Annotated in this window: 12 protein-coding genes and 1 riboswitch; of the genes, 4 read left to right on the top strand and 8 right to left on the bottom strand. The window is 64.7% G+C overall.

The genetic code is table 11. The features are described 5' to 3' along the window. Positions 1-127: 127 nt before the first annotated feature. Complete coding sequence (gene ddaH / locus FB461_RS10465; RefSeq protein WP_342776129.1) at positions 128-961, top strand: dimethylargininase; 834 nt, start codon at positions 128-130, stop codon at positions 959-961. 216 nt (positions 962-1,177) lie between these two features. On the opposite strand, the gene FB461_RS10470 is transcribed toward ddaH, so the two are convergent. From FB461_RS10470 to FB461_RS10480, 3 genes are all read right to left on the bottom strand, one after another. Next, on the bottom strand, positions 1,178-1,831 hold the full coding sequence (locus FB461_RS10470) for an ABC transporter ATP-binding protein (protein ID WP_142121863.1): 654 nt from the start codon (positions 1,829-1,831) through the stop codon (positions 1,178-1,180). Between the two features lie 110 nt (positions 1,832-1,941). Continuing rightward, positions 1,942-3,612: an ABC transporter permease gene (locus tag FB461_RS10475; protein ID WP_246046208.1), complete on the bottom strand. Its 1,671-nt coding sequence runs from the start codon at positions 3,610-3,612 to the stop codon at positions 1,942-1,944. 14 nt (positions 3,613-3,626) lie between these two features. Next, positions 3,627-4,754, bottom strand: coding sequence for a thiamine ABC transporter substrate-binding protein (locus FB461_RS10480; RefSeq protein ID WP_142121865.1), 1,128 nt, complete (start codon positions 4,752-4,754; stop codon positions 3,627-3,629). 26 nt (positions 4,755-4,780) lie between these two features. Then, a riboswitch (TPP riboswitch) is annotated at positions 4,781-4,885 on the bottom strand. Positions 4,886-4,942: 57 nt separating this feature from the next. Between FB461_RS10480 and FB461_RS10485 the strand changes: the two genes are divergently transcribed. Together FB461_RS10485 and FB461_RS10490 are read left to right on the top strand one after the other, a co-directional pair. Further along, on the top strand, positions 4,943-5,233 hold the full coding sequence (locus tag FB461_RS10485) for a DUF4235 domain-containing protein (RefSeq protein WP_142121867.1): 291 nt from the start codon (positions 4,943-4,945) through the stop codon (positions 5,231-5,233). Position 5,234: 1 nt separating this feature from the next. Then, on the top strand, positions 5,235-6,536 hold the full coding sequence (locus FB461_RS10490) for an MFS transporter (protein WP_142121869.1): 1,302 nt from the start codon (positions 5,235-5,237) through the stop codon (positions 6,534-6,536). A gap of 75 nt (positions 6,537-6,611) precedes the next feature. Here FB461_RS10490 and FB461_RS10495 read toward each other — a convergent pair whose 3' ends face one another. Further along, on the bottom strand, positions 6,612-7,928 hold the full coding sequence (locus tag FB461_RS10495; protein WP_142121871.1) for an NAD(P)/FAD-dependent oxidoreductase: 1,317 nt from the start codon (positions 7,926-7,928) through the stop codon (positions 6,612-6,614). 284 nt (positions 7,929-8,212) lie between these two features. On the opposite strand from FB461_RS10495, the gene FB461_RS10500 reads away from it, so the two are divergent. Further along, positions 8,213-8,416 carry a cold-shock protein gene (locus tag FB461_RS10500; protein WP_142121873.1) on the top strand — a complete coding sequence of 68 codons (204 nt, stop codon included), beginning with the start codon at positions 8,213-8,215 and terminating at the stop codon, positions 8,414-8,416. A gap of 303 nt (positions 8,417-8,719) precedes the next feature. Here the strand turns inward: FB461_RS10500 and ppdK are convergent, their stop codons facing one another. The 4 genes from ppdK to FB461_RS10520 all read right to left on the bottom strand — a co-directional run bounded on the left by ppdK (position 8,720) and on the right by FB461_RS10520 (position 25,357). Continuing rightward, positions 8,720-11,434, bottom strand: a complete 2,715-nt coding sequence (gene ppdK / locus FB461_RS10505; protein ID WP_142121875.1) for a pyruvate, phosphate dikinase — start codon at positions 11,432-11,434, stop codon at positions 8,720-8,722. Positions 11,435-11,718: 284 nt separating this feature from the next. Further along, positions 11,719-16,428, bottom strand: a complete 4,710-nt coding sequence (locus FB461_RS10510) for a glycoside hydrolase family 2 TIM barrel-domain containing protein (protein WP_211349905.1) — start codon at positions 16,426-16,428, stop codon at positions 11,719-11,721. A 205-nt stretch (positions 16,429-16,633) separates the two neighbouring features. Continuing rightward, a complete protein-coding gene (locus tag FB461_RS10515) occupies positions 16,634-21,004 on the bottom strand; it encodes a GDSL-type esterase/lipase family protein (protein ID WP_142121879.1) in 4,371 nt (1,456 codons plus the stop codon). Positions 21,005-21,058: 54 nt separating this feature from the next. Further along, the gene (locus FB461_RS10520) at positions 21,059-25,357 is read right to left on the bottom strand and encodes a GDSL-type esterase/lipase family protein (protein ID WP_170222718.1); all 4,299 of its coding nucleotides are present in this window, start codon (positions 25,355-25,357) and stop codon (positions 21,059-21,061) included. Positions 25,358-25,369 lie beyond the last annotated feature (12 nt).

Raw genomic sequence — 25,369 nt, forward strand, 5'->3', positions numbered from 1 at the left:
AGGCCACTTCGTCGCGATCACCGCTCAGGTCAACAATAGGAGACGCGACAGGAACGCCACCTTTGACGGGCCCGCCGGGCGTACGGTGGTTGAGGGAAGCCATCCGTCTGCCGATGCTGGAGGATCCGTGAACGCACAGAGCAACTCGTCCACAAAGACCGCGACCAAACCCCGCCACTACCTCATGACCCGGCCGACGCACTACACGGTGGCGTACGAGATCAACCCCTGGATGCACCCGGAGATAGCGACGGATACCGCGCGGGCGCTGGCGCAGTGGCAAGAACTGCACGACATCTACGTCGAACTGGGTCACCGCGTCGATGTCATCGACGACGCTCCGGGGCTACCGGATATGGTCTACGCGGCCAATGGCGGACTGGTGGTCGGCGGGAAGGCCATCGCCGCGAACTTTACGTATCCGCAGCGCCAGCCCGAGACGCCTCTGTACAACGCCTGGTTCGAGCAGGCGGGCTTCCCCGTATTTTCGACGAGAGGCCGGAGCGAGGGCGAGGGCGACATCCTCACCGTGGGCTCCACGATCCTGGCCGGAACCGGCTTCCGCACGGCGCTGAGCGCGCACGTCGAGATCGCCGAGATCACCGGCCTCGAGGTCGTCTCGCTCGAACTGGTCGATTCGCGCTACTACCACCTGGACACGGCGCTGTCGGTGCTCTCGCCTGAGTTGATCGCGTACTACCCGCCGGCGTTCTCCGCGGCCTCGCGCGCCGTACTGGAGGCGCGTTTCCCCGACGCGGTCATCGCCGAGGACGAGGACGCCGCCGCGCTCGGGCTGAACCTGGTCAGCGACGGTACGCACGCGGTCATGGCGCCCCAGGCCAGGCGTCTGGGGGACGCGGTGCGCGAACGCGGGTTCGAGGTCATCACGGTGAACACAGACGAGTTACTCAAGGGTGGCGGCGGCATCAAATGCTGCACGCTGGAGATCCGGGCGGCTTAGGGCCCGGCGCGCTCCGGTCAGCGGTCTGGATGCTCCACTTTTTGCCGCCTCCGCTCTCCACTTTTTGCCGGATAAATCCTCCACATTTTGCCGCCTGGGTGCTCCCCCGACCCGGCATGCCTCCGATCCCTTGAACGCGTGGGGCGGTTGATTCCTCACATGCTCGAGCACAATAGTCCGCTCGGCGGGGAGCAGGCGCGTGCCAGAATTCTCGCGCTATAGCCCGCTCATCGCGACGACCGTGTCCGCCACCGCGTCCGCCTCGCTGCGGTCGTGCGTGACGAAGAGCGCCGTCGTCCCGGTGCGCGTCAGAATGTCGCGCAGGTCACCGGCGAGCCGGGCGCGCAGGTCGGCATCGAGTGCGGAGAGCGGCTCGTCCAACAGAAGTAGCCGAGGGCTGGGGGCGAGGCTGCGGGCCAGCGCGACGCGCTGGCGCTGACCGCCGGACAACGTGGCCACCGGTCGATCAGCGAATCCGGGCAGACCGACCAGATCGAGCAGCTCGGCTACGCGCGCGGCCCGGTCGGCGCGCGGCATGCGGGAAGAGCGCAGTCCGTACTCGATGTTGCGCGCCACGTTCAGGTGCGCGAACAACTGCCCGTCCTGGAACAGCAGCCCGAAGCCGCGCTTGTGCACGGGCACGCCAGCGAGGTCCTCGCCGTCGAAGAGCACGCGTCCGTCGCGTAACGGTTCCAGCCCGGCGACTGCCCGCAGTAGGGTCGATTTGCCGGAGCCGGACGCGCCGAGCAGGGCCGTCGTCGTGCCCTTCGGGACGCGCAAATCGACGCCGCGCAGGACGTCGATCGCGGGGGCTCCGCGCTGTGCCTGGTACGACACCGACACGTCACGCAGTTCGAGTCCCTGAGTCATGGCAGATCCCTTTCGCCTGGCACCCGCATGGCGCCGATAGCCTCCCACTGCTGATCCAGATGCCTGTCGCGTGGCGGGACGCCCTGGCGCCCCGCGGTACTCAATACACATCAAAAATCCACCGCCTGGGCGCTTCGGAACCTCTCGGCGATCATCATCACGGCAGTGGTCGCGGCACCCAGCACCACGGCGGCGGCCATCGCCATGCCGTAGTTGTCCGCCCCCGCCCGGCCGAGCAACTGGTAGATCACGACCGGCAAGGTCACCGTATCTGGCCGCACGAGGAATGCACTCGCGCCGAATTCACCCAGTGAGGCGGCCATTGCGAATCCGGCGCCGAGCCCGATGGAGCGGGCGGCGACCGGCCAGTCGACAGTGCGCAGAATTCGGCCGGGGGTCGCCCCGAGCGTGGCGGCCGCCTCGCGCTGGCGCGGGTCGATCGAGCGGACTACCGGCAGGACGATTCGAACGACGAGCGGGATGGCGACCAGCGCCTGGGCTATCGCGATCAGCCCGCCCGATGTTCGCAGGTCGATGGGCAGGCCAAGAGGGTTGTGCATGGTGATGAGCAGCCCGAACCCGATGGTGACGGCCGAGACGCCGAGCGGCAGCATGACGAACGCGTCGAATGCCGCCTGAGCGCGGCGCAGCGCCCGCGAGCGCGGACGGCGGGAGAGGATCGCGACGATCGTGACCGCCACCGCGAGCGCGATCAGCGTTGCGATGACGGCGACGCGTAGCGAGGCCCCGAGCGCCTGCCACACGGTCACCGTCAGCACGTTCCGCGTGCCCGTGGTCGACAGCAGGGCATAGTTGCGTAGCCCCCAGCCCTCCGTCGTCTGGAAGGACCGGACGAGGAGCGAGACGAGCGGCAGCCCCTGTAGCCCCAGGATGACGGCTCCGGTCAGGGCCACCACCGGCAGGTCGCGGCGGCCGATCGGCCGCATCCCCTCCCGCGCCGCATGGGCACCGGCGGCCGCATCGCCCCGGCGCCGCAGCCGCGACACCGCGAACAGCACCGCGGAGATCATCACGAGTTGGACGATGCAGAGCACCGCTGCGACGTCGAGGTTCAGCAACTGCGAGGTCTGGCGGAAGATCTCTGCCTCGAGGTTGGCGTGCTTGCGCCCGCCGAGCACCATGACGATGCCGAACGCCGTCGAGCAGAACAGGAACACGATCCCGGCCGCCGAGGCGATGGCCGGCGCGAGCTGCGGCAGCGTGATGGTGAAGAACGCGCGCACCGGAGATGCCCCCAGCGTTCGAGCGGCCGCCACCTGCCGCGGATCCAGCCGCTCCCACAGCGCCCCTACGGTTCGCACCACCACGGGGTAGTTGAAGAACACGAGCGCCAGCACCACGGCCATCAAGGTCTGGTCCCAGCCGAGGAACCCGAGCGCCCCGCCGTCGCCGAGCAGTGAGCGGAACGCGCCGCCCACCACCACGGTGGGCAGGACGAAGGGGATGATGATCCAAGCGCGCAGGAGGCCTCGTCCTCGAAAACGAAGCCGCGAGGTCACGTACGCACCCGGGATGCCCAGCGCAACGGAGACGGCCGTGCCGATCAGCGCCTGCTTGAGGGTCTCGCCCACCACCTGCCAGGTGCGGTCGTCGGCGAGCACCTCACCCGCGCGCGTCAGATCGAGCGCGCCGTCCGCGACCAGGCCGCGACCAAGCAGGGTCGCGACCGGCCACGCGAAGAACAGGGCGATGAACCCGCCGGCGAGCGCGCAGGCGAGCGCCCAGCCCAGCATCTGCCGGGCCGGAGCGCCGCGCCGCACGCTCAGCACCTAGGTCAGCCCGCCAGCTGCGACCAGGCGTCGAGCCACTTGGTGCGACCGGCGGAGAGATCCGCCGGGTCGAGGTCGATGGACGATTCAGGCAGCGGCGCCCACTTGTCCCACTCGGCAGGAACCGCAGCGTCGATCACCGGGTACATGTACATGGTCTCGGCGACCGTGTCCTGGAAGTCCTGCGAGACCAGGAAGTCGATGACCGCCCGCGCGCCCGCCGGGTTCTTGGCACCCGCGAGCACGCCCGCGTACTCGATCTGGCTCGTGCACGTGTCCAGGAGGGCCGATGTGGACGAGTCCTTCGCCCCTTCCGCAACCGTGTACGCCGGGGAGGTGTTGTACGACACCGTGATCGGGTACTTGCCACCCTCCCCTGCGCCGGAGAAGTCGGTGTAGTAGGCATCGGACCAGCCCTGATCGACGCGGGCATCGTTTGCGAGCAGGTCGGTCCAGTAGTCCTCGTAGCCGTCCTCACCGAATGCGGCCACGGTGGCGAAGAGGAAGGCCGCGCCCGGGCTCGACGCCGTGGGATCGATGACCACGGTCAGGCCCTTGTACGCCGGATCCGTCAGATCCTCGAACGTTGCGGGGGCGGCGATCTTCTTCTCGGCGAACCAGGCGTCGTCCACGTTGACGCAGACGTAGCCGTGGTCCACGGGGGCGACCGAGCCGACGGCGTCGGCGTCGAATCCGGCCGCGTCCGCGGGCAGGGACTGCGGGCGGTAGGGATCGACCACTCCACCATCGATCAGTGCGCTGATGAACGAGTTGTCCACCCCGAAGAACGCATCCGCGAGCGGTGCGTCCTTGGTGAGCGTGAGCTGGTTGGCGAGCTGACCGCCGTCACCCGACTGTGTCACCTTCAGCGTGTAGCCGGTCTCCTGCTCGAACTTCGCCAACAGGTCGTCGGGGAAGGTGAACGAATCGTGCGCGATCAGCACGACCTCGCCACCAGCCTGAGCGTCGGGCTCGGTGGTGCCGTCAGCACTGGTTCCCGGCGTGGTGGGGCTGGGCACCGTCGGGCTGGCCTGGGAACAGCCCGCGAGGACGAGGACTCCGGCGATGGCGAGACCTGCGAGCGGGCGCAGGCGTGGATGGTTGGACACGATAGCCTCCAGTGTTCTCCGCATGGCGGAATAGTGGGAGGGACATCACGAATGATGTGAGCTCGACTTCCTTGCGCCGGTACTAACCGGATCAGGTTCGAGGGTCTGCGGTCTTCCGCACTCTCAGCGCCTCATGCGCTCCCCTGTCGTACTTTCATCGTAGCGGGTGTGTACGGTGGGAACAGACAACCTCGCAACGAAAGGTGATCGCGATGAGCGAAGACACAGTGAGCGAAGAGACCGAAGAGACCGACACCATCGGCTTCAAGATCGTGACGGGCGTCGCCGCGCTGGCGGCAGGGTGGGTGGCGCAGAAGACACTGACCACGGCGTGGAAGTCCATCACCGGCAACGATGCGCCGGAGGACCCCGACGACGACACCGCCTCCACCGTGGCGGTAGTCATTTTCGCGGCGACGGCGGGAGCAGTGTCCGCACTGGCCCGCGTTATCGCCACGCGTAGCGTTCGCAAGGTGGCGGCTCGCTCCGCAGCGCGCCGCTGAGGTGCGGTTCCTCGCAGACATATCGCCCCTGCGCGAATCCCCGGATTTCCGTCGCCTCTGGTGGGGCCTCGGAATCTCCGCTATCGGCCACCAGATAACGGTGATCACGGTGAGCCTGGAGGCTTACCACCTGACCCGCTCGACTTTTGCTGTCGGACTGATTGGGTTTAGCGAACTACTTCCGCTGGTGATCTTCGGGCTCTACGGCGGAGCGATCGTGGATCGCGTAGACCGTCGACTGGCGGCGCTGGTCGCCTCGTCCGTGCTGTGGCTAACCGTGCTGGGGCTCGCGCTGCAGGCCGCGCTAGGGGTGCAACGCGTAGGTGTGCTGTATCTGCTCGTCGCGGTTCAGGCGGCGGCGTTCGCCGTGAACTCGCCTGCTCGCATGGCGATCACGCCTCGGCTCGTGCGCCCGGAGAAACTCCCTGCGGCAAACGCACTGCAGGGAGTGACCGGCAATCTCGCGATGACGATCGGCCCGGTCGCGGGCGCTACGCTCGTCGCCGCGAGCGGATTCGTCGCGTCCTACGTCCTCCACCTGATCCTGATGGGTGCCGCGCTCTGGGCGATCTGGAAGCTGCCGCCGATCCTGCCCATGCCGAGTCCCGATGGATCGTTGGAGGGCAACGCGCCGAGGCGGTTCGCGGGAGTCGCCGCCGTCATGGACGGCCTGCGCTACCTCGCGACCAGGCCCAATGTACGTATGACATTCCTCGTGGATCTGTGCGCCATGATCTTCGCCATGCCGCGCGTGGTGTTCCCCGCGCTCGGCGTGCTGTATCTGGGCGGCGGCGAGACGACGAGCGGGCTGCTCGTCACCGCCATCGCGGTGGGCGGCATCCTGGCCGCGGTATTCTCCGGGCCCCTAGGACGAGTTCACCTCCAGGGTGTCGCGATCTCGTGGGCCGTCGCGGGCTGGGGAATCGCCATCGCCCTGTTCGGCGCCGTTGTCGTCACGGCGGGTGAGACAACGCCGCCTTCCCCCATCTGGTGGGCGATCGCGCTGGCCTTCCTCGCCCTCATGGCCGCTGGCGCGTGCGACTCGGTGAGCGCGATCTTCCGCCAGTCGGTGCTGCAGAGCGCGACGCCGGACGACATGCGCGGGCGTTTGCAGGGCGTGTTCATCGTGGTCGTCGCCGGCGGGCCGCGCCTCGGGGATCTCGTCCTGGGAACGGGCGCGCGGTGGGTAGGCGAGGGCTGGGTCGTGGTGATCGGTGGCATCCTCTGCGTGGCCGTCCTGAGCGTTCTGCTGCGCAAGGGACGACGCTTCCTCGCGTATGACTCGCGTCACCCTGAGCCGTAGGTGTCGTCAGGCTGGCCTGCGTTGCCTGCTCGCAGGCGTGACGAAGGCGCAAAGCAACCGGTCAGCAATCCCCCGCTAGGAGGCGCGGCGGCCTTGCTCCGGCTCGACGCCGTAAATCCGGGCCGGTCGCAGTTCGCCAATGATCGGGTTCGGGTGCACGCGCCAGAACTGGCCGTAGCGAGTGACCAGGTTGGCGAAGGTCGCGAGCCGATTGCGTCCCCCGAGGAGCTGGAAGATGTGGACGACCGCCCAGCTGTACCAGGCGAAGGGTCCGGTCAGCGGAGGGATGCCCTTGATCTCGGCCACGGCGGCCCGGCGGCCGATGGTGGCCATGGTCCCCTTGTCGCGGTACCTGAAGGGCTTGGACGATTTGCCCGCCATGTCGTCGGTGATGAGCCTGCCGACGTAGCGTCCAGCCTGGATCGCGGGTTGGGCGAGTTGCGGCAGGTCGAGGTCGTTCAGCGCGATGTCGCCGATTGCGAACTCGCTTTCCTGTCCCTTGACGCGCATTTTCTCGTCTACCACGATGCGGCCGCCCCATCCCTGTTCGAAGCCCCATTCGGCGACCTCGCTGTGCGCCGTCACGCCGGCCGCCCAGACGACGAGATCGGCCGGGATGCGGGTACCGTCGTTGAGTTCCACGCAGTCCGCGTGCACCTCGCGCACACCCTGGCCGAAGCGCAGATCGACGCCCCGTTTCTCCAGTGACCTGCGTGCGTAACTGCGCAGCCGCTTGGAGAACGGCTTAAGCAGCTCACTGCTGCGTTGCACCAGTGTCACCTGGATGTGGTCGTGCTCGATCTCCGGGTATGCGAAGAACAGTCCTTGGTTGCGCAGTTCGGCGAGGGCGCCGGCCATTTCAACCCCCGTCGCGCCGCCGCCGACGATGACGACGCGCAGACCGTCGACCGTCTCCGGCGTCGCGGCCGCTTCCTCCAGGTGGCGGAAGACCAGGTCGCGGATTCGCAGTGCCTGGCTCCTCGTGTAGATCGCCTTGGCGTAGGTGCGTGCGCCGGGGGTGGAGAGGTAGTTCGTGGTGACCCCGTTGGCAAGAATCAGGTAGTCGTAACTCAACTGCCCACCGTCGCGGAGCGTGATCGAGCGGTTCTCGGTATCGACCGAGGCCAGCAGGCCCTGCCGGTAGTTGACGTTCTTCTGCCGGTATCGCAGCGCGCGCAGGAAGTACGTGACATCGCCGGGGTTGAGACCAGCGGTCGCCACCTGATAGAGCAGCGGCTGGAACATGTTGTAGATGTGGCGGTCGATGAGCGTTACCCGAACGTTTGACCTGCGCAGGGCCCGCACTGCGGCGACTCCTGCGAAACCCCCGCCGACGACGATGACGTGCTTGCGACGCGAATCGGCTGACGCCGCATTCGGCGAACTGTTCATTTATTGCTCCATTCGGGCCTGACCACACACTCACCGTACAAAACTTTGTCCCGATTTGTGACACCCGTAGCGTTAAACCTTTGCAGCAGCAGTTGTCCACATAGCGTCATTCCTCTAGCAGTACCGCGTCGTGAACGCTAATCTTGTCGCGTAGTTGCAGTGCATCGCACGTCCACTTCGGTTTCGACCCGCTTGATGCTCATCAAGAGTTGACGTAAGAACACCGTGACGAGCAGCCCCGAAGGGCGGGGCTGTCCGACCACCTCTTGAGGGAGTAAGTAAGCATGGCATTCGGAACCGTGAAGTGGTTCAGCCCGGAGAAGGGTTTCGGGTTCATCGCACCCGACGACGGCGGCGCGGACGTGTTCGCACACCACACCGCCATCCAGACCTCGGGTTACCGCACGCTGGAGAACGACCAGCGCGTTGAGTTCGAGATCACCAACGGACCCAAGGGTCTGCAGGCGGAGAACGTCCGCCCGGTGTGATTCGCGTGCTGTGAGTTTGCACTGACTCAGGCAAACTACACGTACTTGAACGAAGGTGGGGACCGGCAGTTGATCTGCCGGTCCCCACCTTCTTGTTTCACTCCCCCACGCATGTTGGACGCCGCGAGTACGCGCGACACCGGTTGCGGTTCCCGAACACCGGTTATTTCGGGTGTCGAGCAGCCCTAACCGGTGTCGGCGGGGTGCCTGCGCGGGGTGTCGCGAGGTGTCGAGCAGCCCTAACCGGTGTCGGCGCGGTATCGGCGCGGGCTGTCGGGCGGTATCGACAACTCACTCGGCCTGCTACCTCGAGTCTGACGCTCCCGCCTCGATGGCCGCGCGCCCGGCTTCAAGCCTTGCGACCGGCACGCGGAACGGCGAACAGGATACGTAGTCAAGTCCGACGGCGTGGAAGAACCTGATGGATTCGGGGTCGCCGCCGTGCTCGCCGCACACGCCCATGGTCATCCCTGGCCGGGCTTTGCGCCCCTCCTCGACCGCGATCTGGACGAGTTTCCCCACGCCGCGAGCGTCGATCGTCTCGAAGGGGGAGACGGCCAGCACGCCATTGTCGGTGTACTCGGCGAAGAACGCGCCCTCGACGTCGTCGCGGGAGAATCCCCATGTCGTCTGCGTCAGATCGTTGGTGCCGAACGAGAAGAACTGCGCGGCATCGGCGATGCGTCCGGCAGTGAGCGCGGCGCGCGGCAATTCGATCATGCACCCGACGGGGATGTCCAGCGAGACATCGCGCTCGCGCGCAACGTCCGCCATGATCTCGCGGGCCTCGTCCCGAACCAGGTACAGCTCCTGCACCGATCCGACGAGCGGCACCATGATCTCCGGGTGCGGGTTTCCGCCCGCAGCCAGCCGCACGGCAGTCGCCTCGCAGATCGCGCGGATCTGCAAGGCGAACAGTCCCGGAACGACCAGCCCAAGTCGCACTCCCCGCAACCCCAGCATCGGGTTGGCCTCGTGCATGCGGCGCACCGCCGCGAGCAGTTCGATGTCCTCAGGCGTATCCTCACCTCGCTCGGCCGCGAGCGCGACCCGCACGGACAACTCGGTGAGGTCGGGCAGGAACTCGTGCAAGGGCGGATCGATCAGCCGGATCGTCGTCGGCAGGCCGTCCATCTCGGCGAGCAACTCCTCGAAGTCGGAGCGCTGCAGCGGCAGGAGCGCGTCGAGCGCGTCTTGCCGCTGGGTGTCGTCTTTCGCCAGGATCACCCGCTCGATCAGCACGCGCCGATCACCGAGGAACATGTGCTCGGTGCGGCACAGCCCGATTCCCTGCGCACCCAGCGACCGGGCGCGCGCCGCATCCGCAGCGGTATCGGCGTTCGCCTCGACGCGCAGGCGCCTGATCGCGTCAGCGTGAGTGAGGAGCCTATCGACGGCCCGCACGAGCGCGCGGGTGTCCTCGTCCTCCCCCGCCTGCTCGAGCGCAGCATCGAGGCCCCGCTCGAGGTAGGTGGTGGCGGGCGAGGGCACGACCTCGACGGCGCCGAGGAACACCTCGCCGGTGCTTCCGTCGATGGCGATCGTGTCGCCCTCCTTCACCGTCCTCTTGCCGACGGTGAAGGAGCGCGTCGCCAGGTCCACGTCGATCTTCTCGGCCCCGACCACGCACGTGCGGCCCATGCCGCGAGCGACGACGGCGGCGTGGGACGTCTTGCCGCCGCGTGCCGTGAGGATGCCGACCGACGCGATCATGCCGCCCAGGTCGTCCGGGTTCGTCTCGCGCCGAACCAGCACCACGTCCTCCCCGAGTGCCGCGCGCCGCACGGCCTCCTCTGAGTCGAACACGGCTGCGCCCACCGCGGCTCCCGGCGACGCCGCCATGGCCTTGGTGAGGAGCACGCGCGAGGAGTCGTTGGCGTCGAAGCGGGGGAACATCAGCTGGCTGAGCTGCTCGCCGGTGACGCGCGTGAGTGCCTCGTCCATCGTGATGAGGTGCTCGTCCACCAGTTCGCAGGCGATGCGGAATGCGGCCGGTGCGGTGCGCTTCCCGACACGCGTCTGCAGCATCCAGAGTTTGCCGCGCTCCACGGTGAACTCGACGTCGCACAAGTCGCGGTAGTGCGTCTCCAGGCGGCGCATCGCGGCGCGCAGATCGGAGAAGCTCTGCGGGTCGACCTGCTCCATGTCGGCGAGCGAGAGGGTGTTGCGGATGCCGGCCACCACGTCCTCGCCCTGCGCGTTGACCAGGTAGTCGCCGTACTGCCCGGGCTGGCCAGAGGCCGGGTCGCGGGTGAACGCGACGCCCGTGCCCGAGGTCTCCCCGAGGTTGCCGAACACCATGGTGCAGATGTTCACGGCGGTGCCGAGATCGTTCGGGATGCGCTCCTTGCGCCGGTACAGGCGCGCGCGGTCGGTGTTCCACGAGTCGAAGACGGCGACGATGGCCATGTCGAGTTGCTCGCGCGGATGCTGCGGGAAGGGGTAGCCGGATTCAGCGAGAACGATGGCCTTGAACTCGTCCACGAGTTCGTGCAGATCCGCGGCCGTGAGGTCGGTGTCGGACGAGGCCCCCCGCGCCTCCTTCTTCGCGTCGAGGGCGGCAGCGAACACATCACCGTCGATGTCCAGCACGGTCTTGCCGAACATCTGGATGAGCCGGCGGTAGGAGTCCCAGGCGAAGCGCTCGTCGCCGCTGATGGCCGCGAGGCCCTTGACCGAGGCGTCGTTAAGCCCGATATTGAGGACCGTCTCCATCATCCCCGGCATCGAGAACTTGGCGCCGGATCGGACGGAAACCAGCAGCGGGTCGTATGGATCCCCGAGCTGGCGCTCGACCTCGTCCTCGAGGCGCCGTAGCGCCATAGTGACCTCGACCCTGAGCTCCGGCGGCACCTCGCCGGTCGCCATGTAGGCGCGGCAGGCCTTCGTCGTAATGGTGAAACCCGGTGGAACGGGCAGCCCCAGCCGCGTCATCTCCGCCAGGTTGGCGCCCTTACCGCCCAGCAGGTCCTTCTGATCCTTGTCGCCCTCCGCGAAATCCTGCACGTACATCGCCATCGTGGCACCTCCGCATCGTCGGGCCACGCGTCGTTGCGCGGCCCGTCACTCCAGTGTGACCCCAATCACACTATTTCGGGCCGGGACGAAGGACCCTTTGACGCGGCACGTCACCGTGATCACGTAGGCCGGCTTCGCGGTACGCGAACTCCGGCATCTGAGAACGTTGGAAAGCGACGCCAGGGACATGGCGACGGCCTCGATGGCCGCACCACGTCCCTGGCGTGATCCGATGGCCTCAGCGCGGTTTCACCGCTGCCGACGCTTCACTTGACGTCCACGAGTCAGCGCAACCGCACGGTGCGCTTTTGCGACGCCTTCTTCAGTGCCTTGTTCCCCTTGAACGTCACGGTCACCTTGTGCTTGCCGATCCCGGCGCGCAATTTCACGGTGACCGCCTTCGTCCCCGAGGCCTTGACCTTGACCCGCTTGATGACCTTCTTGCCGTCTTTGACGATGACTTTGCCTGCACGGCTGAGTCCCGGCGCAGTCACCTTCACTTTGACCTTGAGGATTCGGGAGGCGGTCGACTTCTTGATCGTGACCTTCACCTTGGGCTTTGTCTTGGTGACCGTGATGATCGCAGGCCTGGCCACGGACGGCTTGACGGTCGCGGAGGCGAGCATCTGTGCCGCCACGACGATCTTGCCCGCCTTCTTGGGCGTCACAGTCAGCGAGCCCTCGCCTGCCGAGTTCAGCGTGATCGCTCGATCAGCCTTCACCGCGCCCGTCACCGCTATCCCAGCGGTGCCGGGCCCGCTGGCCTTGACCCTTACCACGAAGGCCTTGCCTGCCACGGCCTTCGCCGGGGCGATCACGCCAATGTACGAGTCCTTCGGCCCGGTACCCGGATCGATCCTCGGCGTGACGGAGAATGCCGCAGTGGTGGCAGTACGCACCGACTCCGCACCCGAAAGGGTGAGCGAGTAGGTACCAGGGGTGGTAGTCGCAGGGATCACGACGCTGCCGCTCACATTGCCCTCGCCGTCAGCCTGCAGCGTCGCAATCGTCGCCGCCAGTTTCACATCGACGGACTCGTCCGCCAGGAACCCGCTGCCGCTGACGCCGATCGCAGATCCCGCCTCCACGGTGTTGGCGTCCACAGCCGCCCGCGCGCCCATACCGGCACCGCCGATGACCTGGCGGGCAATCCTAGCGGCATCCGCCACATCGTTGATCGGCTGCAACCGATACGTGTAGTCATAGTCCCGGTTGGCGAACAGCTTGTAATGATCGAGCACCTCGTGGTCGAAGCAACTGCCTACTCCCACGCCCATCTGAGCGTAGGACAGGCGCAGGACGGTGTTGTCACGGGGCGTGAGTTCGTACGCGTGCCGGGCTCCGGACAGGTCGTCCGGCCGGTAGTGCGAGGCATTGAACTCCATGGTGGACGCGGAGGTCGCGAGCAGCCCCTTGCCCTGGGCATTCGTCAGGGCAACCCACCTGGTGTCGGTGCGCTCACCCTGCTCCTGCGGACGAAGGTTGGTGTCACCCATCGTGCTCACGGTGCCCTGATAGCGGCCTACGCGGAACTCGGTTCGTCGATCGATGTAGTTCTCGAACGGGCCCCGGCCGTAGTAGGTGACCTGCTCGAAGGACCCCGGCAGTTCCATGATCGTCCCGACCTCGGGGATGTAGCCGAGCGAACTGGAGCCGGGAAGCATCTGGTTACGGACGTCGATCGCCCCATTGCCATGCACCGTGTAGGTCGTGGAGTACGACGAGTTCGCCGAGCCGGTCGGGAGCATTCCCGAGACACTGACGACCACAGACTTGCCATCCCCAGCAGGTGTGACGGTGACATTGCTCACCGTACGGTCATCACCCGCGTAATGCCAGTCTGCGCCGTTTTCCTCATACTGGGTGTGCAGGTCGTTGTCGGTTGTCGCACGCCAGAAGTTCGGCTGCGGCCCCTCCTTGACGATGTCATCACCCTTCGACTTCCACGACGTGATGACTCCGGTTGTCTTGTCGATGGTCACGGAGAACGTGTTACCCGTGACTTCAACCTGCTGGGCTCCGTTGGAGACCGCGACGGGGCGGATAACATCACTCGGGACGTTGGGGGCCACCGGCACCGTCACGTCATAGGGCACCTGGGTGCGAGCGATCTCGTAACCGGCGGGGGCCCACTTCGTCGCAGACTTGAGCACGACATCGATGTTGAGCAGATACTCGGCTCCGGCAACGACGGTGGCGGGCAGCGTCACGGGGATGCTGACCTGCTTCGAAGCGAGCGGAGCGATATCGAGATCGGCAGCCGGCACGGTTCCGTGCGTCACTGCGACACCGTCCTCGAGGAGCGACCACTTCACCTCGTACTCGTTCACGTTCGTGAACAGGAACTCGTTCTTGAAGTTGACCAGACCGTTGGTCACGGTCTTCGACATCTGCACCGACTGGTACACGCCGCGGGTCTCCTCGGACTTGGCCGTCGGCTTCCGGTCAGCGCCCACGATTCCGTCGCCCGAGAAGTTGCCATCGTTCGGGTTGTCGCCCCAGTCGCCGCCGTACGCGAGGTAGGTTGCCCCCGCTGGCGGCTGCGTGGTCACCACGTTCGCCGACGCCGCATTGAATCCAGCGACCAATCCGCTGTCAGAGGCCGGCGAGGTTGCCGAAATCTCAGTTGAGGTCAAAGCGCGGTCGTAGACCCGCGCGATACGTATCGGGCCATCGAACATACGGGACGAGGACGAGGCATCGATTCCAACGCCGATGTTCGCCGAGGAACGCGCCGGACGGGTAGTGGCGCTGGCGGCCGCGAGTTGCGCGCCGTCGACGTACACACGCACCTGATTCGTTGAAGCGTCGTACAAGCCGACGACATGGTGTTCGCTCCCCACCCAGTTTCCGGGGAGAGCCGCGCGTGCGGAATGCCAGTCGCCTCCGTAGTAGACGAAGAACTCGATCTCGCCGTTTGCCCCGCGGTCATTGGTCTTAAGCGCCCACTCGTTGTCGCCCTTGCCGATGATGACCTGGTGATCGTTTCCGCCGCTATGGGGGGTCACCCATGCCTCGGCGGTGAACGATCCGGAGAAGTTCGTCGCGGCGGACTGCTTGAGCGACAGTGAACCGACCAGGCCCGTTCCAGTGACGGTCGCACCAGTCGACAACTGCCCTGTGAGTCCTGCCGAGCCTGCCATATCGACCGATTTCGTCGCGGGGACCGGCTCATGGAGTGCCTGGTCGACGAAATCCCAGATATAGCCGCCCTGCGCGAGGGGGTAGTTCCGGACGTTTTCCCAGTAGTCGACCAGGTTGCCGAGGGAATTACCCATGGCATGCCCGAATTCGACGAGGATGTAGGGGCGCGCCCCAGATTCCTGAGATTTGCTGCGGGCCGTTTGGACGCTCGGATACATCTCCGAGCGCATGTCCGAGTACTGAGGGCCCGAGTTGCCCTCGTAATGGACCAGCCGGGACGGGTCGAACGACTTGATCCAGTCGTGCTGCGAGACGAAGTTGGGGCCGTCGCCCGCCTCGTTGCCCAATGACCAGATGATCACCGACGCGTGGTTCTTGTCGCGGTGGACCATCCGCTTGGTCCGGTCCATGACGGCAGCCAGCCAGTTGGGCTTGTAGCCGGGGAAACCGTCGCCTCGGATGCCGTGCGTTTCAAGGTTCGTCTCGTCCATGACGTAGAACCCGTACTCGTCCGCCAGTTCGTAGAAACTGGGATCGTTCGGGTAGTGGGAAGTGCGAATCGCATTGATGTTGGACTTCTTCATCAATTGCATGTCACGTTCCGTGACCGAGCGCGAGATGACCATTCCCGTGTCAGCCGACATCTCGTGGCGGTTGACACCGTTGATCTGGATCCGCTTGCCATTGATCTTCATCAGGCCGTCGCTCATAGCGAAATCCCGGAGGCCCACGCGCGAGGAGAGCCGTTCAGTCACGTTCCCCGCTGGATCCTTGAGCTCCATCACTGCCGTGTACAGGTACGGCTTCTCAGCGGACCACAACTTCGGGTTGGGTACCGTCTTGCCGATGTTCGCAGTGACGTCGTTCCCGACCGCGACGCTGGCAAGGTTGTGGTTCGTCACGAGCGGGGTGCCCCAGACCGGCTGGTTGTCGGCGTCATAGAGTTGAGTCGATACCGTATAGGTTCCTGTGACCGGAACACCGTAGTTGCGCACCGAGGACGCGACGTTGACCGAGGCCTGCGTGAAGTTCGAGGTCACGGGGGTGGTGATGAAGAAATCTCGCAGATGCACTTGTGGGGTGGAGAACAAGTAGACCGACCGGAAGATGCCAGCCAGGCGGAGCATGTCCTGATCTTCCAACCACGCACCATCGGAATACTTGTACACTTCGACGGCAACAGTGTTCTCACCGGATTGCAGAAAGTCGGTGATGTCGAACTCCGAGGCATCGTGTGACGACTCGCGGTAACCGACCTTCTGACCGTTCACCCACACATAGAACGCCGATCGGACACCTTCGAAGTGCAAGAAGGTGCGTCGGCCGTTCCAGCCGCTTGGCACGGTGAACGTACGCCTGTACTGGCCGACAGGGTTGACCTTGGTCGGCGCATACGGCGGCTGGGCGTTCTCTGCACCCGTTCCGTCATCGCCGTTGGCGTCCCACCACGGGTAGTACCAGTTGTTGTACTGCGGGCGGCTGTAGCGCGTGCCCTGCGGGTTCGACGAGGGCAGTTCCCAGTTCGAGGGAACGTGAATGTCGTCCCACGAGGTCGAACTCACTGCAGGGTTGAAGAAGTCCAGGCTTCGCTGAGCCGGCTGGTTCGCGAACAGGAACTTCCACGTACCGTCCAAGTCCTGCCGGAACACGGAATCGGTACGATCCCCCACCAGGGCCTTATCGAGCGACTCGTATGGCATGAGCGTTGCGTGCGGGGCCTGCGAATTCACATCGAAGATACCGATGTTGTTATTCCATTCGGGATACCCGTTTGTCGGATCTGTCCACGCCTGCGCGCTCGTCGCCGTGGGCACGGCGATACCTACACCGATGAGCGCTGCGATGGTCAACCGCGCAATGCCCCTAAGCGACCTATTCTTCACCATCACAAAGCCTCTCGTCATTGAGTTAAGCCGTCACATCCCACACAATCGCGCAGGATAGAACATCGTCATTTCGCGAAACCGAGGTAACAAGCAACCTGCCTCGGATTTCGCCAATGGCCCTGGCGCAACGGCGGATTCGAACCGCCGCGCCAGGGCCATTGCGCCATCACTACTTCAGACGGATAGTCCGCTTTCCGGATGCCGCCGCAGTGGTCGAAGAACCAGCGAACTTCACAGTCACCGTGTGCTTGCCTTTGCGCAGCTTTTTGATGGTCAGCGACTTCTTCCACGAACCTCCACGCGGTGTCAGAGTTCGCTTCGCCACGACCTTCTTGCCGCGCTTGACGACGACCTTAACCTTGCCCGACAGTGCGGTACCGGTCTGGGTGTTCAACGCCACTTTCACCTTGAGCTTCTTCTTCGCCTTGCCGGTCTTTTGCACCTTCTTGCCCGTCACCTTTACCTTGACCGGTGACTTGGCGACGGCGAGTGCAAGCGGCGCCTCGCCCGGACGTACTGCGCCATCTCCCAGGTAGTTGACGGTGAGACGATGCGAACCGACCTGAAGGTTCTGCGGCAATTTGATCGTCGTCTCGCCGCCGCTCAGGGTGCCGCGTGCCAATACGGTGGCGCCACTTCGTACCTCCACGCTGCCCGTCGGAATCTTGCCCTCGGCAGTGGCCGCCACCTTGACGCTCGCAGCCTGTCCGTACAGCGCGCGGCTAACGATGCTTCCGGTCAACGTCGATGCCGCACGGGAATCACCGCCCGGATCGGTACCAGGGTCCGTACCGGGATCAGTACCGGGATCGACCGCGCTCACGCTCAATGACTGGACGTCCGACACGTTGCCCGCGACATCTGTTGCCCGGAATTCCACGACGACCGCCGCGTCTCCCACGGCCACAGGAGCCGAGTACGTTTCCCAGGCCGAATCACCAGCGGTGCGGTACTCGATCTGACCGACACCCGACGTGCCGTCGGTAGCCGATATCGAAACATTGCGCGTTCCGGAAACCAGTACGGCGGACGCCTCAGGCTTGACCGTGTCGCGCTTGATCGTGACCTCGTTCACGGCGGACGATACGGACCAACGGTCAGTGCTGCGTCCAGCGACCTCGTGAACGCCCTCGTCAATTACGACGGGCTGAGCGTATTCAGTCCACGCACCGTTGTCGTGACTCACCTCGGTGTAAAGCGATCCATCTCCACCGCTGCCACTCACGGCAACCGTGACAGGGCCGGTGAACCAACCACTTGCCTGAGGCGATGCGGGGGACGTCGTGATCGTCGTCTGCGGCGTCGAATACGGCCAGGCCCCACACGATAGCGTCGGGGCGCCCCACGCGGCGTGATCCGAATTCGCGCCATCGCCCGCGTCTGTGGCCTTCAGTACCAGGGTCGTGGCACCAGTGATGTCAATGACAACATTTGTGGCAGGCGACGACGCCTTAATGGGCGATGCATTCGTTCCAACTGTTCGCACCGACTGACCGTCGACCAGGAAGTCGAAAGTTACCGAACCGGCTGTCGATCCCGTCGCTCCCGGGTCGACACCGACCGTTGTCGAGAAGGACGTGCAGGCACCGGCCTGCAGGCTGAATGTCATCTGCGCCGCAGCATTCGCCACGAAGCCGCGCGGATACACGGTTCCAGCGATATCGATCGTGTCACCGTTCATGTCCTCGTCGATGTGCAGCGTCCCGTAACCAACGCTGCTCTGCGTCATGGTCACGTCAGCCAGATTCACACTTCCGGAAAGCGGGCGTTCCAGAATCTGCACGTTTGTTGCATCGGAGGCAGGCAGTCCATCCACGAAGCCCGAAACGAGCACGCTGGCCTGACGTTGGGCGTTCGCAGGGAGTTGAACGCGCCACGAGGATGTCACAGTCTGACCCGCGGTAACCGAACCCCTATCGACACTCAGCGGGCTCAGCGCCGTCCAGCCTTCGGGCAGGCGCAACGTCAGTTTCGCGGAACCAGCCTTCGCCGCCGTGAAGTCGCCCTGGATCGTGACCTGGCCACCACCCGGAACCGAGGCAGGAACTGTCAGCTGGGCAGTGCCCGGCGATTCGAAATCGAACAGCTGCGCCATCTGGAAGGCGTTTGCCATGGCCTCGAAGCCCGCGTCGGATGGGTGTACCCCGTCACCTGAATCGTAGGCTGGCAGCAACCGCTCCAGGTCATCGGGGTTGCGGGTGACCGCGTCAAAGTCAACCACCGCGTCGTAGATTCCGGACATGCGAATCCACGTGTTGACCGACTGCCGGTTCGCCTCACGTGCCGGTGTGTACAGGCTAGAGCCCGACTTCCACGGCAGAATCGTTCCGCCGACCACTCGAAGTCCCGCCGCGTGAGCAGACTGGACGATGGCACGCAGGCCCGCCTTGATCCGCTCCGGGTCAGTCTCATTGCCGATCTGTGAATCGTTCACACCCTCGAACATCACCAGCGTCTTGGCGTTCGGCACGTTGAGCACATCGCGCTGGAAGCGGTTGATGGCCGATGGGCCACCCGTCGCATCGCGCGCCGAACTGCGCAGAATCTGGTTCCCGCCGATGCCGGCGTTCGCGATTCCCACTTGCTTCGCAATAGGCAGTTCCGTAATGCGCCGGGACAACTCGTCAGACCAACGCGAATTTGTACCGAACGACGAACCGCTACCGTCCGTGATCGAATCGCCCATGACCACCAGGCTGCCTGCGATGTCCTCATTGAGGACATCGACTCGCGTGACCACGTATGTGGATTCGTCCTTGCCATTGCTGAATGGCGATGCGCTCGCCGTCGCCGTCTGGTCACCCTGACCGCTGGAACGATAGGTCCAGTGGTGTGACGACGCGTGACGATCGAAGTACTGCGTGCCCGGCAGATAGGTCGAAACCTGCAGGTCAGCGTCGCCGGTCACATCAATCGCAACCGGGTCGGACAAGGCCGTCCCGCCCGCAGGCACGACCACCCCGGTCTGCCCATTGAACGTTAGTGGACGAATGGAGCCGGGAATGGCGTCAGCCGATCCGGGTGAAACGGGCAGCGACACGGTCGCGCTCTGGACCGTGAGCGGCTTGAGCCCCATCGTGTTGGACACGACGACGCGCACGCCAGTTCCGCCCTGGCTGAGGTGGGCGACGTTGCGGATGGTGCAGTCCGTGCAGCTTCCGAACGTCGAATCGCCGTGCGCCGAGGACGACTGCCAAGCGCCGACCCAGTTGCCATCGTTGCGGGTCGTGCCCGCAAGGTCGTTCAGGTTGATAGCGAGGGCCATCGCGTGGTGGCCCAGCGTGCTCGGGTGGATGTGGTCGCCGGAGTCGTACGCCGACAGCAGCTTCGTCGGATCGCTTGGGTCCCGCAGCGCCGCATCGAAGTCGATGAACGTGTCGTACGTTCCGGTCTGAACGGCGGTCGTGCGGATCCAGGTGTTGACCGCGGTGCGAACTGCCTCACGCTGCGTGGTGTACGCGTTGTTGAAGTTGTTCCACGGCATGATGGTGCCGCCAACGACTCGAATGCCCTGGGCGCGTGCCGCGTTGGCCATCTGGGTCAGACCATCGATGATGGCCTGTGGGTCCGTCTGGTTCGGCGTCTGCTGAATGTCGTTAATGCCCATAAACAGGACGACTGCCTTAACGCCCGCGCGATCCAGGACGTCCCGCTGGAAACGGTCGATACCGGCCGGGCCGAACGTCGCGTCTGAGTTCGACAGCAGGATGCGATTACCGCTAATGCCCGCGTTCACGATGCCCCATTGTTCGCTCGGTGCCATCGATTGGTACCGCAGGCTCAGCTTGTCCAGCCAGCGGTTATTCGCGTTGTCCGAAGACGATCCGTTACCGTCCGTGATGGAATCTCCGAACATCACGATTGATCCCGGCGAAGCGGCGCTTTCTACGTCGACCCCACTGACGGTCATGTTCGTTCCTGTGCTCTTGGGGAACGTGACGCCGGGGAACTCAGTGTTCGTAGTGAATGCAGTCTGGTCACCACCCGGATACAGGTAGGTGGAGTGGAGCCCGTTGGAATGGCGTGTGTATTTGGGCACAGAACCGGGCGTGTAGACGCTCACGTGAATGTCCTCGCCCGAATACACGGAGAACGCCACGGGGTCGCTCGTCACCTCTTGGCCGGCAGGGATCGTCACCGACGCGTTGCCGTCGAAGGTCACATTCATCACCGACCCGGCGACAGAACTCACGCCGTTGACGGACACGGGACGCGAAACCGTGGTGTGCCCCACTGTCATGGGCACGTCACCAAATGCGTTCGACAGTTTCACGCGAATGCGGTCACCACCGAGGCTGATCCTGGCGGTGTTGCGAATAGTGCAGTTGGTGTTGCAGTCGCCGTAGTTTGAGCCGTAACCCATTGCCGTGCCCCACGCGGCGACCCAATCATCGCCGGCGGCCTGCTGCACTGGGGCGGCAGGTTGGGCGGCCGCCACCGCTACCGGGCCTGCTACCGCCCCGGCCAGCGCACACGCCCCGGCAACGGTAATCGCTAGGCCACGCCGCAGCGCACCCCGCAGTTTCCTAACGCTCTTCATCTTTGTCTCCTTGCGTCATTGCAAATGAAAATTCTTCGAGATTTGCCCGCGGACTTAGCGAAGTCGCCACTGCTTGACCGCCGACTTTGGTGCCACTGTCTGCGAGCCGAGGTACTTCGTCGTGACCTTGTACCGACCCGCACGGGGCAACTTGAGCGTGACAGCCTTGCTGTTCTTCTTCGCCGTCGCTTTGAACTTCTTCGTGACGACCTTCTTCTTACCCAAGTGAACTGTCACCCGGACGGTTCCCTGCGGGCGCACACCATTGCCAGCCGTCACCTTTGTGGTGATCCGCACGCGCTTCGATGCTTTCGATCCGACGTGCGCGATCTTCACCTTCACCTTCGCTTTGGCGCGTGCCACTGCGACGTTGGCGGTCGTTGTGGCGGGCAAGACCTTGGCGTCGCCCGAATACCGAATAACCAGCGCGTGGCGACCAACCTTCAGCGTCTTCGGCAGGACCAGGCGGGAGCGTCCACCGGAAACCGCAGCCGTGGCAAGAGTCTTACCTCCGGCGATAACACTCACGGTGCCCGTTGGCACGACCGATGCGGCATGGACGCGAACCTCGAAGCTAGCCGACTTCCCGTACTTTGCACTGGCCTTGGCCGGCGTCACGCTGAGGGCCGGGGTCACCCGGTCGGTCCCGGGATCAGTCCCGCCACCGCTGACTGTGACCGTCGCAACGGCTGAGGTGTTGCCTGCGACATCGGTCGCGCGGAACGCGACGCTACGCGTCGATTCGGCAAGGGGCGCAGGTCCGGCATAGGCAGTCCATGCGCCAGTGCCGTCGGGGCGGTATTCGATGGTCGCCACACCGGACGTGTCGTCGTGTGCGACGAGCGTGAGGGTCGCGTCCGCAACCGTCGCTGACACGGTCGGTGCAACACTGTCGCGGCGCACCGTCAGCGAGGCAACCTCGGACACAGTCCCCCATCGATCCGTGGCCCGGGCCGCGTAGTGGTGGATACCCTGGGGTACTCCCACCGGGGTTAGGTATTCGGCCCACGCCCCTGCCGACTCGATTTCGGTGTACAGGTCACCGTCGCCACCCGTGCCGCTCGCGCTCACGATGACATCCCCTGTGTACCAGCCGGATAATCCGGGCGTCGCAGGAAAAACACTGAGCGCAGCGTGTGTTGCGGGCAATTGTTCCTCGCCGCAGGTCAATACCGGGTTGCCCCATGCGGCGTGGTCGGAGTTAGCGCCGTTACCGGCGTCGGTCGCGCGTAGCGTGAGTTCCGCGGCACCTGCGACGCTGAAACTGACCGGGGTGCCGGGGGAACTGGCCGTGATGGGCGCAGCGTTGGTGCCAACAGTTTGGACGACGTTGCCGTCCAGCAAGAAGACGAAAGTGACGCTGCCTTCGGTCGATCCGTTGTGGTTCGGGTCGACACCCACGGTTGTGGCGAACGTTGTGCACGCGCCGGTGGTGAGGGAAATCTTGATCTCGGCGGCGGCATTTGCCACGAGGCCCTTGGCGAAAGTCTGGCCACCGATGTCTATCGGGCCACCGTCCATGTCCTCGTCGCGGTGCAGCGATCCCCACCCAACTGTCGTGGAAGTGAAGGTCAAGTCCGACACGTTGACCGTCCCCGCGAGCGGCCGCGAACTGATGGTCACTGTCTTGGCCGCGGACGCAACGCGTCCGTCAACGCTGGCGCTCACGACGATCTGCTCTTGTGATTCCGAGGTCTGCGGCACGTTGATACGCCAACGCGCAGTCAGGGATCCGCCGGGGGTGACAGGGCCTAAGTCCACGGTCTGTGTGCCGTTTGTGGTCCACCCCGCGGGTAGTTTGAGGACGAGTTTCCCGTCGCCTGCCGCCGCGGGCCAAAAGCGCGCGGTGACGGTTGCCGACCCACCCGAGGGCGGGTTCGAAGCGAAGGAGACATCGAGTGCGCCCGGGGATTCATAAAGTCCCAGTTGCGCGAGGTCGACGGCCGAGGCCATGGCGCGATAGCCCGCCGCAGATGGGTGGATGGCATCGCCCGAATCGTAGGCGCGGTAGAACCTTGCCGGTTCGCCGACGTTGCCGGTAGCAGCGTCGAAGTCGACGACAGCATCAAAGGCGCCCGAACTGCGGATCCAGGAGTTGACTTGCTGGCGTGTGTTCTCGCGATCGTTGTTGTATCCGGGTGCTCCCCGCCATGGTGTGAGCGTGGCCCCTACAACACGCACGCCTTGGGCGCGTGCCGCGGTGATCAGGGCGCGCAGGCCAGCGGAGATTCGTCCGGCATCGAGAACGTTCGATCCCTGGATGTCGTTGATTCCCACCATGATGACGACGGTCTTTACGTTGGGCACATTCAGCACGTCGCGTTGGAAGCGCTTGATCGCGGATTGACCTCCGATGGAGCCTTGGTCGTTGTCAACAAGGATGCGGTTGTACCCGATGCCGGTGTTGACGATGCCAGCCCGGTATTCGGGCGCGAGTTCATTCAGGCGTTCGGCGAGCCTGTCGGGCCAGCGTTCGTTGAGTTGCCTGTTGGCGCCGACACCGTCGGTAATCGAATCGCCGAATGCGACGATTGATCCGGCAGCAGTGGGGTTGAGGACATCGACGCGCGTGACCAGGAACGTGGCACCGTCGGACCCTGCCTGGAATGCGCTTCCGGCAGTGGCGGCCGACTGGTCCCCCTGACCGCTTGATCGATAGGTCGGGTATTTAGCCTCGGCGTGCCGGTCGAAACTCGGGCTGCCTGGCGCATAGGAGCTGACGAGAAGGTCTTGATCGGTAGTCACCGCCAGGTCTGCCGGGTCAGAAACAACTTGTTCACCGACCGGTATGGTGACGGATTGGCTTCCGCCAAACGTCACGGGCACGATGGACCCTGCTTGTGCGCTCGGTGATCCGGGCGCGGTGGCATGAGCCACCGTCGTTCTTTGCACTGTGAGTGGCTGCTGCCCAAAGACGTTGGACAGAACGACCCGCACGCCGTTGCCCGCAACGCTAAGGTGCATGGGCGTGCGTACCGTGCAGTCGGTGCAATTGTTATACGTGCTGGTTTCCGCAGGTGGCGCACCCCAGGCACCCACCCAGTCCCCGTCGTCGTGCGGGTTGGTGCCGAGCAGAGCTTCGAGATCGATAGACGATGCCATGGCTGAGAATCCGAGCGGACCTGGGTGAAGGTCGTCGCCAGAATCGTAGGCGTCAACGATCTTGGTGGGGTCCGCAGCGTCGCGCAACGCCTCGTCGAAATCGACGATGGCGTCGAAAGTTCCCGACGTGACAGCTTGGCCGCGTACCCAGGTGTTGAATGCGACACGAGTCGCTTCACGCTGGGTCGTGTAGGTTCCCCACCCGCGCCAGGGTGTGATGGTTCCGCCCACGACTCGAATGCCACGCGAGTGCGCCTCGTCGGCTATTGACTTCAGGCCAGCAGCGATTTGGTTCGCGTCAAGCTGGCTGGGGTCCTGCTGTATGTCATTGATGCCCATGAAGAGGATGAGCACCTTGACGTTGGGCTTGTTGAAAACATCCCAAGCGGCGCGGTCCACCGCGCGTTCACCGGCTCCGCTTGAGTTGCTGATGAGGACTCGATTGGCGCTGATTCCAGCGTTGACGACGCCATACTTGGGGCCGCCGGTCAGCGACTGGAGGCGGTAGGCCAACCGGTCGGTCCAGCGGTCGTTCTTCTTGTGACTGGAGCCGATGCCGTCCGTGATGGAATCGCCCAGCGCGACGATTGTCCCTGTCGCTTCACTGTTCATAACGTCAACGCCGGAAACGAGGTAGTTACTGCCGTTGTTGGCAGTGAAGGATGCACCGGTGGTCACGCCAGCCTTGTCACCGCCCGACGCACGGAACGTGTCGTGGTTCGCGCTGGGGTGACGAGTGAACTTAGGCACAGCGCCAGGGGTGTACACGCTGACGTGCAGATCCTGGCCCGCCACCACGGAGTAGCTGAGCGCGTCGCTAACGAGTTCCTGTCCAGCGGGAATCACCGCAGTGAGCGAACCGCTGAATTTGATGTCTGCTACCGATCCGACAACTGCGCTCGCGTAACCCGCGCCGGTTGGCTTCGACACTGTCGCATGTCCCACCGTGAGTGGCTGCGTCCCATAGCGATTGCTGATGGTCACCCGCACCTGGGTTCCGGCGATACTCATCGTCGCGGTATTCCGGATGGTGCAATCGTTGGTGCAATCGCCCAGAGCTTCGCCGTCGGTCATGGCAGTGCCCCACGCTCCCACCCAGCCGTCAATCACGGACGATTTCTGCGTCAGTGCGGTTGGGGTGAACTCGCTCGCCACTACGGCCGGTGCAGATGCAACGCTGCCGACGATGAGGGAGGCAATCGCTAGGAGCGATGATGCTGCGAGGCGTGTTCCTCGGAACATATTCTTCATCAGTGAGTCTTT

The sequence above is a fragment of the Rarobacter faecitabidus genome (assembly GCF_006716265.1).
GTDB lineage: Bacteria > Actinomycetota > Actinomycetes > Actinomycetales > Cellulomonadaceae > Rarobacter > Rarobacter faecitabidus.

Excerpts from the sequence above, each read along its gene's own strand:
- FB461_RS10470 (WP_142121863.1), bottom strand. The coding sequence starts at position 1,831 with ATGACTCAGGGACTCGAACTGCGTGACGTGTCGGTGTCGTACCAGGCA.
- FB461_RS10480 (WP_142121865.1), bottom strand. The coding sequence starts at position 4,754 with ATGCGGAGAACACTGGAGGCTATCGTGTCCAACCATCCACGCCTGCGC.
- FB461_RS10485 (WP_142121867.1), top strand. The coding sequence starts at position 4,943 with ATGAGCGAAGACACAGTGAGCGAAGAGACCGAAGAGACCGACACCATC.
- FB461_RS10495 (WP_142121871.1), bottom strand. The coding sequence starts at position 7,928 with ATGAACAGTTCGCCGAATGCGGCGTCAGCCGATTCGCGTCGCAAGCAC.
- FB461_RS10500 (WP_142121873.1), top strand. The coding sequence starts at position 8,213 with ATGGCATTCGGAACCGTGAAGTGGTTCAGCCCGGAGAAGGGTTTCGGG.
- ppdK (WP_142121875.1), bottom strand. The coding sequence starts at position 11,434 with ATGGCGATGTACGTGCAGGATTTCGCGGAGGGCGACAAGGATCAGAAG.
- FB461_RS10515 (WP_142121879.1), bottom strand. The coding sequence starts at position 21,004 with ATGAAGAGCGTTAGGAAACTGCGGGGTGCGCTGCGGCGTGGCCTAGCG.
- FB461_RS10520 (WP_170222718.1), bottom strand. The coding sequence starts at position 25,357 with ATGAAGAATATGTTCCGAGGAACACGCCTCGCAGCATCATCGCTCCTA.